This window comes from Amycolatopsis bullii (assembly GCF_014654205.1).
Lineage (GTDB): Bacteria > Actinomycetota > Actinomycetes > Mycobacteriales > Pseudonocardiaceae > Amycolatopsis > Amycolatopsis plumensis.
The window spans coordinates 63,667-77,077 of the sequence record NZ_BNAW01000017.1 but is presented as its reverse complement, the minus strand read 5'-3'; the positions used below and the strand labels follow the sequence as shown (position 1 = coordinate 77,077).

At 72.1% G+C, this 13,411-nt stretch carries 12 protein-coding genes; 11 read left to right on the top strand and 1 reads right to left on the bottom strand.

The window, feature by feature from the left end:
* The first annotated feature begins 31 nt into the window (after window positions 1-31).
* The 11 genes from IE317_RS20580 (at window position 32) to IE317_RS20530 (ending at window position 12,540) form a co-directional block, all read left to right on the top strand.
* The gene (locus tag IE317_RS20580) at window positions 32-1,690 is read left to right on the top strand and encodes a thiamine pyrophosphate-binding protein (RefSeq protein ID WP_191312572.1); all 1,659 of its coding nucleotides are present in this window, start codon (window positions 32-34) and stop codon (window positions 1,688-1,690) included.
* A 213-nt stretch (window positions 1,691-1,903) separates the two neighbouring features.
* On the top strand, window positions 1,904-2,080 hold the full coding sequence (locus tag IE317_RS20575; RefSeq protein WP_191312441.1) for a hypothetical protein: 177 nt from the start codon (window positions 1,904-1,906) through the stop codon (window positions 2,078-2,080).
* A 209-nt stretch (window positions 2,081-2,289) separates the two neighbouring features.
* The gene (locus IE317_RS20570) at window positions 2,290-2,493 is read left to right on the top strand and encodes a cold-shock protein (protein ID WP_086855961.1); all 204 of its coding nucleotides are present in this window, start codon (window positions 2,290-2,292) and stop codon (window positions 2,491-2,493) included.
* A 64-nt stretch (window positions 2,494-2,557) separates the two neighbouring features.
* Window positions 2,558-2,782 carry a heavy-metal-associated domain-containing protein gene (locus IE317_RS20565; RefSeq protein ID WP_191312439.1) on the top strand — a complete coding sequence of 75 codons (225 nt, stop codon included), beginning with the start codon at window positions 2,558-2,560 and terminating at the stop codon, window positions 2,780-2,782.
* A gap of 203 nt (window positions 2,783-2,985) precedes the next feature.
* Window positions 2,986-4,020 (top strand): ATP-NAD kinase family protein, encoded by a 1,035-nt coding sequence (locus IE317_RS20560; protein ID WP_191312437.1) that lies wholly within the window; start codon window positions 2,986-2,988, stop codon window positions 4,018-4,020.
* Window positions 4,017-4,766, top strand: coding sequence for a thiamine pyrophosphate-dependent enzyme (locus IE317_RS20555; protein ID WP_191312435.1), 750 nt, complete (start codon window positions 4,017-4,019; stop codon window positions 4,764-4,766). The genes IE317_RS20560 and IE317_RS20555 overlap by 4 nt, the downstream gene beginning before the upstream one ends.
* Window positions 4,767-4,852: 86 nt before the next feature.
* Window positions 4,853-6,115 carry a GAF domain-containing protein gene (locus IE317_RS20550; protein ID WP_191312433.1) on the top strand — a complete coding sequence of 421 codons (1,263 nt, stop codon included), beginning with the start codon at window positions 4,853-4,855 and terminating at the stop codon, window positions 6,113-6,115.
* Window positions 6,116-6,124: 9 nt separating this feature from the next.
* Window positions 6,125-7,246, top strand: coding sequence for a sensor histidine kinase (locus IE317_RS20545; protein ID WP_191312431.1), 1,122 nt, complete (start codon window positions 6,125-6,127; stop codon window positions 7,244-7,246).
* A 191-nt stretch (window positions 7,247-7,437) separates the two neighbouring features.
* The gene (locus tag IE317_RS20540) at window positions 7,438-8,856 is read left to right on the top strand and encodes a hypothetical protein (RefSeq protein ID WP_191312429.1); all 1,419 of its coding nucleotides are present in this window, start codon (window positions 7,438-7,440) and stop codon (window positions 8,854-8,856) included.
* A gap of 29 nt (window positions 8,857-8,885) precedes the next feature.
* Window positions 8,886-9,827 (top strand): glutamate ABC transporter substrate-binding protein, encoded by a 942-nt coding sequence (locus IE317_RS20535; protein ID WP_191312570.1) that lies wholly within the window; start codon window positions 8,886-8,888, stop codon window positions 9,825-9,827.
* A gap of 55 nt (window positions 9,828-9,882) precedes the next feature.
* Window positions 9,883-12,540 (top strand): tetratricopeptide repeat protein, encoded by a 2,658-nt coding sequence (locus IE317_RS20530; protein ID WP_191312427.1) that lies wholly within the window; start codon window positions 9,883-9,885, stop codon window positions 12,538-12,540.
* Window positions 12,541-12,606: 66 nt separating this feature from the next.
* Here the strand turns inward: IE317_RS20530 and IE317_RS20525 are convergent, their stop codons facing one another.
* Window positions 12,607-13,200, bottom strand: a complete 594-nt coding sequence (locus IE317_RS20525; RefSeq protein WP_191312425.1) for a PaaI family thioesterase — start codon at window positions 13,198-13,200, stop codon at window positions 12,607-12,609.
* Between the last annotated feature and the right edge of the window lie 211 nt (window positions 13,201-13,411).

Here is a 13,411-nt window from a genome sequence, read left to right as displayed (position 1 = left end):
GCCCGCCTAAGCTCTCCTCATTAGATACCAACTGGGAGCGACCGTCGCCCAGACGGCCGTGCGGATCCTGACCGAGGCGCGTGTCCGCCGCGTGTACGCGGTGGTCGGTGAGTCCTTCCTGGAACTGCTCGACGCCCTGCAACGCGAGCGGGAGATCACGCTGGTCTCGGCGCGGCACGACGCGGGTGCGGCGTTCATGGCGGAGGCCGAGGGGAAGCTCACCGAACGGCCCGCCGTGCTGCTCGCCAGCCGGGGACCGAGTGCGGCGAGCCTGGCCATCGGCGTCCAAACGGCGTACCAGGACGAGACGCCGATGGTCGTCCTGCTCGAGACGCCGGCGACCGAGCCGGTGCCTTCGTCGTCCGGTGAGCTGCCGACGTCGGACCTGACGGCCATGTTCGAGTCGATCGCCAAGTCGACGGTGCGGGTGACGGACCCGGACGGGCTGCCGGGGCTGCTCGCGCACGCGCTGACGACGTCGCAGGAAGGGCGCCCGGGGCCGGTCGTGCTCGGCGTGCCCTGCGACATCTGGGGGATGCCCTACGACGCGGCGAAGCCGATGGCGCGGGTGCGGCCGCCGGCTTCCGGGACGCTGGGCCGTTCGGCTGACGCCGTGGCGCAGCTGGTGGACGAGGCGAAATACCCCGTGGTCATCGTCGGCGGGCGGGCGCGGTCGGCGCGGGACGAGCTGATCGCCGTCGCCGACGAGCTCGCGCTGCCCGTCTACAACGCCTTCCGGCGGCAGGACGCCTTCCCGGAGAACCACGCCCGCTACGCCGGTCACCTGGGGCTCGGCATCCCGGCCCGGCAGCTGGACGCGCTCGAGCGCGCGGACCTGGTGCTCGCGCTCGGCACCCAGCTCGACGAAGTCACGACCCAGGCCTACCGCTACCCGACCCCCCAGCAGACGCTGGTCATGGTCGGCACCGGCATCGATGTCAGCCCGAAGCGGCGGGGGCTCACCTTCCGCGTCGACTCCGAGGTCGAGCCGTTCCTGCGGGAGCTGCGGGAGGTGGCGTCGCCGCGGACGCGGCGGGCTTCGGCGGCGAACGCGGCCGTCCACACCTTCATGACGCCGCCCGACACCAGCGGGAACACCCGGGTGCACCCGGTCGACGTCGTCCGCGCGCTGCGGAAGCTCGCGCCCGAGGACACCATCGTAACCAGCGATGCGGGCAACTTCGCGCAGTTCATGCACCGCTACTGGTGCTTCACGGCGCCGCGCAGCCAGCTCGGCCCGAGCAACGCCGCCATGGGCTACGCCGTGCCGGCCGCCGTGGCGGCGAAGCTGGCCGAGCCGCGGCGGACCGTCGTGGCCATGGTCGGGGACGCCGGCACCCTCATGACCGGCCAGGAGATCGAAACGGCCGTCCGGTACCGGGCGCCGGTGATGGTCGTCGTCTTCCAGAACGGCGTGCACGGCGCGCTCGCGATGCACCAGGCCCGCACCTACGGCCGGCTCACCGGGGTGTCCATCCCGCTGACCGATTTCGCCTCGTGGGCGCGTGGGCTCGGCGCGGCCGGGTACACCGTGGACGATCGGGAAGAGCTCGAGCCCATCATCGCTAGCGCGCTCGTGCGGCAGCGGCCGTGCGTCATCGACGTGCGCACCGACCCCGACGTCGTGACCCCGGACGTGCGGATCTCGGCCCTGCTCGGGCAAGCCCGCCCGCAACCTCCCGCCCAGTAACGGTTTTGCTCGGTTTCGTTCCGGAAAAGCTGGGAATGTCGTGTGGTAGCAGGGCCTTGGCTCGGGTAGCCTGACGGTGTTCCGGTGGTGGTTCGCCGCTGAACCTTCCCGGCCGGGTCCCGGCGGGAGACAACCGGTTTCTGTCGGTGCCGCGTGGCACCATCACGGTCATGACCCGCGCCGAAGCGGGCAGGGAACGAGGGGAGTTTCGACGTGACCGATCACCAGCACGCATCCGAAGCAGCGCGGAAGTCCTCCGGCGTCGTCCCGGTGCTGTTCAGCGCCAGCTCGGAGGCCCACGACGACGCGGTGGTGGCCCTTGACCGGGACGCGGCCTGGCGCTCGTCGCCGTTCGCGACCGAGGGGCTGCGCCCGGCGAGTGGCGAATAGCTCACCTCGCCCGGGTGAAGATGGCTTGTCCATCTTGGTCAAGGTGTGCTTTACTGCTTAAGGTCTCGATTTTTGTGTTCGTGTTGAGTCACGCTCGCAGAATCTAGCGGGCGTAGTGTCTCCTCGTCGAGGAAGCAAACCGTCCCGGTGCTGACCCGGGTCGCCGAAGTGGCTTCCTGTTTTTTGGTGTTACACATGGAGATTTTTTTATGACTCAGGGCACTGTGAAGTGGTTCAACTCCGAGAAGGGGTTCGGCTTCATCACCCCCGACAACGGTGGCGGCGACGTCTTCGTTCACTACAGCGAGATCCAGGGCAGCGGCTTCAAGAGCCTTGAGGAGAACGCTCGCGTCGAGTTCGAGATCGGCCAGGGCCAGAAGGGCCCGCAGGCCACGTCGGTCACCGTGATCTGACTTTGATCTTGGGAAAGGGCCGTCACCCGTTCGGGGTGGCGGCCCTTTTCGTAGGCTGCGCACCATGATCGAGCACGGTTACACCGTTTCCGGGATGAACTGCGGCCACTGCGCCCAGTCGGTCACCGAAGAAATCACGGCGCTGCCCGGAGTGACCGCAGTGGACGTCGACGTCGCGGCCGGCCGGGTGCTCGTGCGTGCCGAAACCGCGCTGATGGACGACGACGTCCGAGCCGCTGTCGCGGAAGCCGGGTTCACCTACGAAGGCGTCGCCGACCTCGTCCCGTAGACCTCTGCCGGGATCTTGCCCCGGTTGGTTCTTCTCAGCCTGCGCCTCCGGGTTGGACAGTCCACTGAAGATCACCAGGTGAGACGCGCGGTGTGATCTCCGTCGCTGCGGCCGCCCTCCGCCGACACTGCAACGCCCTGCAACCCTTCCCCTCCGCCCGTTCGCGGAGTCTCCTGTTCTCCGGTGAAAGAACGGGAGGTCAGGTGGGTGAAACGGTGGCGGGGATCGTGGCGAACCCCGCTTCGGGACGGGACATCCGCCGGCTGGTCGCGCAGGCGTCGGTGTTCCCCACCGCAGAGAAGGCGAACATGGTCCAGCGGCTGCTGGCGGCGTTCGCCGTCACCGGGCTCGACCGGGCCCTCGTCTCGACCGATCTCGGCGGCATCTCCGCCGCAGTCCTGCGCGCCCTCGGCCGCGGTGGCTCCTGGCCGAAGGTCGACTTCTGCGAGGACGACGCCCTCACCGGCACCGCCGCGGACACCACGAACGCGGTGCGCCGCATGGTCGAAGCCGGCGCCGGGGTCATCGTCGTCCTCGGTGGGGACGGGACCGCCCGCGTTGCCGCCGCTGCCTGCGAAGACGTTCCGCTGCTGGCCCTCTCCACCGGGACCAACAACGCCTTCCCGCAGATGCAGGAGGCGACCGTCGCCGGCCTGGCCGCCGGGCTGATCGCCACCGGGCAGATCGATCCCGACCTCGTCACCCACCGCGTCAGCGTGCTCGAAGTCGTCACGAAAGCACGCCGGGAGATCGCGCTCGTCGACGTCTGCGTGTCGCTGAGCAGGCACATCGGAGCACGGGCGTTGTGGGACCCCTCCTCACTCACCGAGCTGTACTGCACCTTCGCCGAGCCGGACGGCATCGGTCTCTCGAGCGTTCCAGGCCAGCTCTGCCCGAGCCCGCGGTCGAGCCCGGACGGCGTCGCGCTGCAGCTCGGGCCGGTCGGGGAGACGCCGTATGTCGTGCACGCGCCGATCGCACCCGGGCTCGTGCGGCCGGTCGGCGTGCGCGGCTGGGGACTGCTGCGACCCGGCGTGCGTGTCGAGCTCGCCGCGGCGGGCGGTGTCATCGCTCTCGACGGCGAGCGTGAACTCGAGCTCAAAACCGGTGAGAGCGCGTTCGTGGAGCTCAAACCCGACGGGCCTTGGGTCGTCGACGTCCGGGCGGCGATGGCGGAGGCCGCGCGGAAGGGACTGCTGCGCACGGAAACCGAACCGGGGAAGGAGCGGCGAAGATGACGGACGCCCTCCAGGGTGCGTACCGCGTGATGCGGACCATCCGAGCCGTCGAAGAGGCCGTTGAAAAGCACGCAACCGGCGGGCACCGGCAAGCCGGCGAGGAGGCCCTGGCCGCGGGCGTCTGCCTCCACCTCGACGGGCGCGACGCGATCGCCGGCACCCACCGGCGGCTCGGCCACCGCATCGCCAAGGGCGTCGACGTGAGGGCCGTCCTGGCCGAAATCCGGCGCCACCGGCTGGTCACGACGGACACGCTCAGCGGCGTCCCGCTGCTGATCTGCGGCGCCGCTATCGCCGCGAAACAACAGGACAACGGCGGTGTCAGCGTGGCGTTCCTCGGCGACGGCCCCGGGACGACGCTGGAGGCGCTGAACCTCGCGTCGGCCTGGCACCTCCCCGCCATCTTCGTCACGGAGAACTCCGGCTACGCCGATCGGGTGGCGGGACTCGGCGTGCCGGGGGTCGTCATCGACGGATCCGACTTCTTCGCCGTCCACGAAGCGGCCGGAGAAGCGGTCGGCCGCGCCCGCGACGGCGGCGGTCCGACGCTGATCGAGGCGGGTTTCCCGCGGCACACCGGCGACTGCCTCCAGCGGTTCCGCACCCGGGTCACCGACAGCGGTGAGCTGCGCGAACAGGTCCTCGACGCCATCGACGCCGAAGTCGCCAGGCTCATCGAGGACTCCGTCTCGGCACCGGAACTCGCCCCGGACGACCCCGAGATCGACTTCTACGTCTCTTACTGACCGGCCGAAAACCGCGACGTGCGCCACCTACCGATCATCCGGCCGAAACGGCAGACTCCCAGGAGGTACAGCACAAGGAGCGGCGGTTGGGGCAGCGAGACCTCGAGGCGGCGTTGCCGGCCGGGGCGGATCCCCGGCGGCACGCCCGTGTCCTCGCGCAAGTGCACGAAGCGGCCCTGAACGGCCAGGCGCTGCCCAGCAGGCTGCGGCCGGTCATCGGCGCATCCTGGCAGCGGATGCGCCGCCTCGGCATGGATCCGGACAGCCGGGCCGCCGCGCCCGTCCTGAGCTTCGAACAGCTGGAAGCCCGCCGCCGCGCGAGCGGGCTGGCCGAGGCGCTGCCGGTGCTGCGCGGCGGCCTGATCAGCCTCGCCGAGCAGGCCGCGCACATCATGGTGATCGCCGACGCGGGCGGCGCCGTCCTCTGGCGCGACGGCAGCGCCGCGGTCCGCCGCCGCGCCGACGGGCTCGGGTTCGTCGAAGGCGTCGACTGGCAGGAAGAATCCGTCGGTACGAACGCGATCGGCACCGCCCTGGTCGCCCGCAGCCCGATCCAGGTCTACTCAGCCGAACATTACGTCCGGGCGCAGCACTCCTGGACGTGTGCGGCCGCGCCACTGCACGACCCGCGCAACGGCAGGCTGCTCGGCGTCGTCGACCTCTCCGGTCCGGCCTCGACCGTCCACGCGACGACGTTGGCACTGGTCGACGCCGTGACGCGGCTCGCGGAAGCCCAGTTGCGCACCACCCACCGCACCGAACTGGAGAGACTCAGGGGCTTCGCCGTCCCGGTCCTCGCGAAGGTCGGCGGCCGCGCCATGGTGGCCGACGAACACGGCTGGGTCGCCGCGGCCGCCGGGCTCGCCCCGGTCGACCGGGTCGCGCTGCCCACCGGCCTCGGACCGGGGCGCACCTGGCTGCCCGCGTACGGCGGCTGCTCGGTCGAGCCGGTGCCCGGCGGCTGGCTGCTCCGGCTGACCGAGCACGACGCCGCCCCGCCCACCCGCGTCGTGCTCGACGTCCGGTCGCCGCGCGAGCCCGAACTCACCGTGGCCAGCGCCGCGGGGACCTGGACGCACCGGCTCAGCCCGCGCCACGCCGAGGTGCTGTACGTGCTGGCCAACCGCCGCGACGGCCGGTCGGCGTCCGAACTGTCGGCCGACCTGTTCGGCGACGCCGGCCGGACGGTCACCGTCCGCGCGGAGATGTCCCGGCTGCGACGTCACTTCGGCGGCATCCTCGGCGCGAAGCCCTACCGCTTCGCCGACGACGTCGAGGTGGTGGTCCGCCGCCCACCGGACCCCGAAGCCGTGCTCCCGCACTCGCTCGCCCCGGCCATCCGCGGCTGAGCGGATCCCGTGCCGAACCGCCTGCCCGACACCATCGCCCCGAGCTGGCTCGTGGTGCAGCTGCTCGGCACGCTCTTCTTCGCGGCGACCCTGCTCACCGCGCGGGAAACCGACCCGCGCATCTGGACCGCGTACGGCGTCGCGACCGCGGGCTGGCTGGGTTTCGTCCTGCAGGCACAGCGGCGGCCGAAGACGGCGGCCGTGCTGCTCGCCGCGGCGAGCGCGCTGCCGGCGGCGATCGTCGGCTGGGCCGGGGACTCGTCGGCGATCCTGCTGTCCGTCATCGCCCTCGGCCGGCTCGCGACGCTCACCTCGGTCAGCGTCGGCGCGATCCTCGCCGCCGCCCTGCTGGACGTCGTGCTGGCGGTGACGTCGCACGCGCTCGCCGGCGACTCCCTCGGCGAGCCGCTCGCCGACGCCGGCGTGATGCTGCTGCTGGTGCTGCTCGGGCTCAACCGCCGCCAGTACGAGGTGCAGGCGACGCAGAGCCGGGCGCTGCTGGAGCAGACGCGGCTCGCCCAGGCCGAACACGCCCGCGCCGCCGCGCTCGACGAACGCACCCGGATCGCCCGCGAACTCCACGACGTCCTCGCGCATTCCCTTGGCGCGCTGGGAGTGCAGCTGGAGCTCGCCGAGGCGCTGCTGGCCGAACGGTCTGATGTGGACGGTGCGCTGCGGTCCGTCCGGCGCTCGCGGAAGCTCGCCGCGGACGGGCTGGCCGAGGCACGCGACGCCGTCGCCGCGCTCCGCCAGGACGTCCCGCCGCTCACCGAAACCCTCGCCGCAGTGGCCGCCGCGCACGCCCGCGACCACGGCGTCACCGTGGACTTCGAGGCGGACGGCGAACCCCGGCCGCTGCCGTCCGCGGCGGTCGTCGCCCTGGGCGGCATCGCACGGGAAGCCCTGACGAACGCCGGCAAGCACGCGCCGGGGGAGGACGTCCGGATGCGGCTGAGCCACGCGCCCGGCGCGGTCCGCCTCGACGTCCGCAACGCCCTCCCGGCTCTCACCCGGACAGGTGAAGGGTTCGGGCTGGCCGGCATGCGCGAGCGGCTCGCGCTCGCCGGCGGCGCGCTGACGTCGGGCCCCGAAGACGGCCACTGGCGCGTGCTGGCGGAAGTCCGGACCTGATCACCGGTGTGCGCAGGAACACGTCCGCGCAGATCACGTGCTGATGACAGCGGGCGGTGCCGGTGGCTGTGCGTGCGGCGACTCGGCTACCTTCTGCGGGTACGGCTCACAGCGAGTTTTTCGGGGGCTCCGGGGTGGCCAGGCCCCCGGCCTGGGGCGAGGCCCCGGACAGCAGGGGGAGGAATTCGGGGATGACCAGCACTGCGACGGCCCCGGGACCGGCGGCGCCGGCGCCGGGACCCCCACCGTCGCCGCCGGACGGCCGTGACCGCACCGCCGGCCGCAGCGGCCTGCTGGGGCTGCTCGACCTGCCGGGCCAGGGCGTCCGCGCGGTCGTCCGCTCGGCCGCGACCACCCCCGGCCGGCTCACCGTGATCGCCGTCGGGCTGGTGTTGCTGGCCCTCGTCGCCGGGCTGGTCGCGACGCTTTCGGTGCAGGACCGCGACGACACGATCTCCGGCGTCATCGACCACCGCGAGCCGCTCGCCGCGGCGTCGCAGCAGGTCTACCGCTCGCTTTCGGACGCGGACGCGACCGCCGCGAGCGCGTTCCTCTCCATCGGCACCGAGCCGCCCGCACTCCGCCAGCGCTACGAGCGGGACATCGCCGAAGCCGGCGCCGCGCTCGCGAAGGCCGCTTCGGACGCCGCGGACGTCGCCGACGCGGCCGGCCCGGTCGACGTGCTGAACCAGCAGCTGCCGGTCTACACCGGGCTCGTCGAGACGGCGCGGGCGAACAACCGCCTCGGCTACCCGGTCGGCGCGTCCTACCTGCGCGAGGCGTCCGAGCTGATGCGGGCGAAGATCCTGCCCGCCGCCCAGGACCTCTACCGGATCGACACCGAGCGGCTCATCGAAGAGCAGGACAGCGCCACCGGCTTCCCGTGGCTCGCCACGATTTTGGTGGTCGCGCTGCTGGCCGCACTGATCGTCGCCCAGGTCTACCTGACCCGGCGCACCAACCGGCTGCTCAACGTCGGGCTCGTCGTCGCGACGGCCGCCGTCGTGGTGTCGCTGCTGTGGGGCGCGGTCGCGCTGATCGTCCAGGGCAGCCTGGTCGGCAGCGGCCAGGACGACGGTTCGCACCGCGTCGACGTGCTCGTCCGCGCGCGGATCGCCGCGCTGCAGGCCCGCGCCGACGAAACGCTGACGCTGGTCGCCCGCGGCGACGGCGGGGCGTACGAGAAGGACTTCGCCGACAAGGCGGTCCAGCTGGTCGGCCAAGACGGCCAGGGCGGTCTCCTCGGCGAAGCCCGCGGCCTGATCAAAGACGGCGCCGGCGCCGCGAAGGTCGATGACGCGTCGAAGGCCGCCACCGACTGGATGAAGGCACACGGGCAGGTGCGCGACCAGGACAACGCCGGCGCGTACCAGGAAGCCGTGAACTCCGCCGTGCAGGAAGACGCCAACGGCGGCTCGGCGCCGGCGTTCCGGCAGCTCGACGACAGCCTCCAGGCGGCGATCGACGTCGGCAGGCAGGACTTCCTCGACGACACCCACAACGGCGACCGCGCGCTGACCTTCCTCGCGCCCGGCCTGGCCGTGCTGGCGATCGTCGCCGCGGCGGGTGTCACCATGGGGATCCGGGAACGACTGAGGGAGTACCGGTGAGCAGGCGGGGCAACACGGTCCGGGCGGGCGTGCTGGCGTTCGTCGCGCTGCTGGCGGCGTCCTGCGGCAGCCCCGGGAAACCGGTCGACCCGGCGCCGGTCGGCAACGCGGGCTGGCCGCAGCCCGCGCACGTCGGCGGCCCGGACGCGACGGCCGGCGGCACCTCCGACACCAGCTGCAACCCGCTCGCCAGCCTGGCGCCGGCCGCCAGCACGGCCGTCCCCGACAGCTCGACGATGTCCGACATCAAGAAGCGCGGCAAGCTCATCGCGGGCGTCGACCAGACCACCTACCTGTTCGGGTTCCGCAACCCCACGTCGGGCAACCTCGAGGGCTTCGACATCGACATGGTCTACGCGATCGCCAAGGCGATCTTCGGCTCGGCCGACGGTCACGTCCAGTTCCGCGCGATCCCGTCGTCGCAGCGCGAGGAAGTCCTGAAGAAGCACCAGGTCGACGTCGTGGTCCGGACCTACAGCATCACCTGCGCCCGCAAGAAGGACGTCGAGTTCTCCTCCGTCTACTACGTGGCGGGCCAGAAGATCCTGGTCCCGAAGGAGTCGAAGGCGCAGAAGCTGTCCGACCTGAGCGGCAAGCGGGTGTGCGCGACCAAGAAGTCGACGTCGCTGGCGAAGATCGCGACCGACGCGGCCAAGCCGGTGCCGGTCTCGGTGGACAACTGGTCGGACTGCCTGGTCATGCTCCAGCAGGGCCAGGTCGACGCGGTGTCGACCGACGACACGATCCTCGCCGGGATGGCCGCGCAGGACTCGACGCTCGAGGTCCGCGGCGAGCCGTTGACGCAGGAGAACTACGGCATCGGCGTGTCGAAGGACCGCCAGGACCTGGTCCGCTACGTCAACGCGGTGCTCGACCAGATCCGCGGCAACGGCGTCTGGCAGGACAGCTACCGCCGCTGGGTGGAGGCCCGTCTCGGACCTGCTTCGCCGCCGTCACCGCAGTACCAGTGAACACAGCGCGACTAGGATCGATCTCCGCACGTCGCAGGGGATCCGGGAGGTAGCAGTGTCGGAGGAGCCGCGCCGTCCTCGGCACGCCGCGCCGGACGAGGGGCAGGGGGCCAAGCCGAACTGGCAGCCGCCGCCACCGGTGCGGTGGGAGACGCCGGAGCCGTCGATCTCCGGCCGCCTGGACGACGGCGAGCCGTCCGGCGGCGAAGAGACCGTCTTCCACGCGCCCGTGCGCCGTCCGCCGACGCCACCGGGCGGCCAGGCCGCACCCATGCGCGGGACGATCCCCGGCGCCGAGGACCCGACGCGTCCGCCGGGCAGCATGAACCCCGTCGCGCCGCCGGTCGAGCCGACGCAGGCCGTCCGCCCGGACCCGGAAGCGCCGCAGCCGACGAGCGTGCTCGCCGCGCCGGCGCCGGAGACCCAGAGCATCATGCCGCCGGTGCCGCGGCCGGACACCGGCCCGGGAACGCCGTTGCCGGACCCCGGCACCGAAAGCGTGCTGCCCGAGCGCACCAGCGAAGGGCGGCACACCGGCACCGGGACCGGAACCGGCACGGGAACGGGGACCGGCAGCGGCTCCGGCTCGGGATCCGGTTCGTTCCCCGGCACTTCGCGGCGGACGTCGTCGCGGACGTCCCGGTCGCGGCGCGGCCGGCTCGGCGCCGGTCTGGTCGAGGTCCCGCCGGTGCCCGCGCGCGACCCCGCGTCCGCGGTGCTGACGAACCCGGTGGTGTCGGAGGAAAAGCGGTTCTGCGGCAGCTGCAACGCGAAGGTTGGCCGCGGCAAGGACGGCCAGCCCGGCGCACCGGAAGGCAAGTGCGAGAACTGCGGCGCGCCGTTCTCCTTCCTCCCGAAACTGCAGCCGCACGAGCTCGTCGGCGGCCAGTACGAGGTGCTCGGCGCGATCGCCTACGGCGGCCTCGGCTGGATCTATCTGGCGCAGGACCACAACGTCAGCGACCGCTGGGTCGTCCTCAAAGGACTGATCGACACCGGTGACGCGACGGCGATGGCGGCCGCGGCCAACGAGCAGCGGTTCCTCGCCGAGGTCGAGCACCCGAACATCGTCAAGATCCACAACTTCGTGCAGCACCCGGACGCCCACAGCGGGACGACCACCGGCTACATCGTCATGGAGTACGTCGGCGGCCAGTCGCTGCGGCAGCTCGCGCTCGCCCACCACCGGGAAAGCCGCCGTCCGGAGCCGCTGCCGATCGGCCAGGTCATCGCCTACGGCCTGGAGATCCTGCCCGCACTCGGCTACCTGCACAGCCAGGGCCTGCTGTACTGCGACCTCAAGCCCGACAACGTCATCCAGACCAACGAGCAGCTGAAGCTGATCGACCTCGGCGCGGTCCGCCGCACCGACGACTACGAGAGCCCGCTGTTCTTCACCACCGGCTACAGCGCGCCGGAATTGCCGACGCAGGGTGCGTCGGTGGCGTCGGACCTGTTCACCGTCGGGCGCACGCTCGCCGTGCTCAGCTTCGAGTTCACCGGCTACACCACCAAGTACAAGACGACCCTGCCCGGACCGGACGCCGTTCCGCTGTTCACGCTGTTCGGTTCGTATTACCGGTTCCTGCGCCGCGCGACGCACACGGACCCGGACCGGCGGTTCCTCTCCGCCGAAGAGATGGCTGACCAGCTCACCGGGGTGCTGCGCGAGATCATGGCGCTCGGCACCGGTAAGCCGCGGCCCGGCGTGTCCACGGTGTTCGGCCCGGAGAGCCGCACGTTCGGCGTCCAGCTGGTGGTGCCCGAAGCCGGCGCCAGCGTGCCGCTGCCCGGCGCGGACGAGGTCGTCGCCGGGCTGCCGATCCCGCAGGTCGACACGGACGACCCGGCGGCGGGCGTGCTCGCCACCACGACCGCGCTCGACCCGCGGGCCGCGATCGAGGCGCTGGCCGGCGCGCCGCGCGAGTCGATCGAGGTGCGGCTGCGGATCGTGCGCGCCCGGATCGAGCTGGGCGAGTTCGCGGAGGCGCAGCGGCAGCTGCAGGCCGCGCAGTACCTGGCCATCAAGAACGGCTTCCCGCACGACTGGCGGATCGACTGGTACCGCGGCCTGATCGAACTCGCGGGCGGCCGGTCGCGGGTGGCGCACGTCGCGTTCGAAGCGGTGTACGACGACCTGCCGGGCGAGATCGCCCCGAAGCTCGCCCTGGGCATCAGCGCCGAAGGCGTCGGCGACTACTTCGGCGCCGCGCGGTTCTACGAACTGGTCTGGCGCACCGACCGCACCTACGTCAGCGCCGCCTTCGGTCTCGCCCGCGTGTACCTGGCGCAGGGCGCGCGGTCGAGCGCGGTCGAGGTGCTCGAAACCGTGCCGCCGTCCTCGACCCACTACGTCGACGCGCAGGTCGCGGCGATCAAGATCAAGACGACGGTGACCAAGGCCCACGGCCGCGAGACCCCGGTCACCGAGCACGACCTGCTCGACGCGTCGGCCCGGCTCGAGCGGCTCCGGCTGGACGCCGAACGCCGGACGCGGCTGTCCGCCGGGGTGCTCGAAGCCGCGCACGAGTGGCTCAAGCAGGGCAAGCCGACACCGGGCGCGCGCGTGCTGGGGTGCTCGCTCGAGGAACGTGAGCTGCGGTTCGGTCTCGAGCGGTGCTACCGGGCGCTGGCCCGGCTGGCGGGCACGCTCGACGAGCGCATCGAGCTGGTCGACCGGGCCAACGCCATCCGCCCCCGCACCCTCACCTGACGCCGTCGTGAGTGGTAAAGCGGGTTCGAACCCGCTTTACCACTCACGACCGGCCGCGGAAGAGGGTCAGGGGTTGATCTCCCAGTCGCGTTCGCCGCGCTCGCGCTGGTTCTTCTCGTGCTGCGCGGCGAGCTTCTCCAGCGCCTGCGGGTCGCCGTGGGTGCTGAAGTGCTCGAAGCCGACGACGACGAACAACGCCCGCGCGCTGACCGCGATCGGGCCGTCCTCGGCGTCGAGGCGGCCGTCCGCGCTGACGTAGATCTTGCGGCCCGCGACGCCGTCCAGCCGGGCCGCGATGAACAACGTCGAACCGACCGGGACCGGCCGCCGGAAGTCCGTCTCGAGCTTGCCGGTCACCGCCGGGCGGCGCATCAGGTTGCCGACCGCCGAACCGAGCGCCTCGTCGAACGCGCAGGCCAGCAGCCCGCCGTGGGCGAGCCCGGGCGCGCCCTGGTGGGCCGCGGTGACGGTGAACCGCGAGTGCACCACCTGGCCCTCGCCGACGGTCGAGCGCAGGTGCAGCCCGGCGTCGGCCTCGTCGCCGCACCCGAAGCACTCGGCGAAGTGCACGCCGAGCTCGGTGCCCGGCGCCGGCGCCTTGGGGTGCGGGACCGCGGGCTCCACCGGCACCGGCGGCCACGGTTGAGAAACACGACTCATGCGCTGACGTTAACCGGCGAGTAGCCGCCGGGCGCGCCCGGCCCGCCAGGTATGTCGGCACGCATATCTCTCAGTAGCCGGAAAGTTCCCCACCGTAGACAATTCGCGGCTCAGGCTGCCGACCGCGGAGAGCCGGTCGAGACTGGGCGGATGAGCTCGAACGGCCCAGTGGGCACTGCACGGGAGGAGTCGTCGCCGGCATGAGCGAACC

What these genes read in the sequence shown, in the direction of transcription:
- IE317_RS20570 (WP_086855961.1), top strand. Translation starts at nt 2,290, where the DNA reads ATGACTCAGGGCACTGTGAAGTGGTTCAACTCCGAGAAGGGGTTCGGC.
- IE317_RS20565 (WP_191312439.1), top strand. Translation starts at nt 2,558, where the DNA reads ATGATCGAGCACGGTTACACCGTTTCCGGGATGAACTGCGGCCACTGC.
- IE317_RS20555 (WP_191312435.1), top strand. Translation starts at nt 4,017, where the DNA reads ATGACGGACGCCCTCCAGGGTGCGTACCGCGTGATGCGGACCATCCGA.
- IE317_RS20540 (WP_191312429.1), top strand. Translation starts at nt 7,438, where the DNA reads ATGACCAGCACTGCGACGGCCCCGGGACCGGCGGCGCCGGCGCCGGGA.
- IE317_RS20525 (WP_191312425.1), bottom strand. Translation starts at nt 13,200, where the DNA reads ATGAGTCGTGTTTCTCAACCGTGGCCGCCGGTGCCGGTGGAGCCCGCG.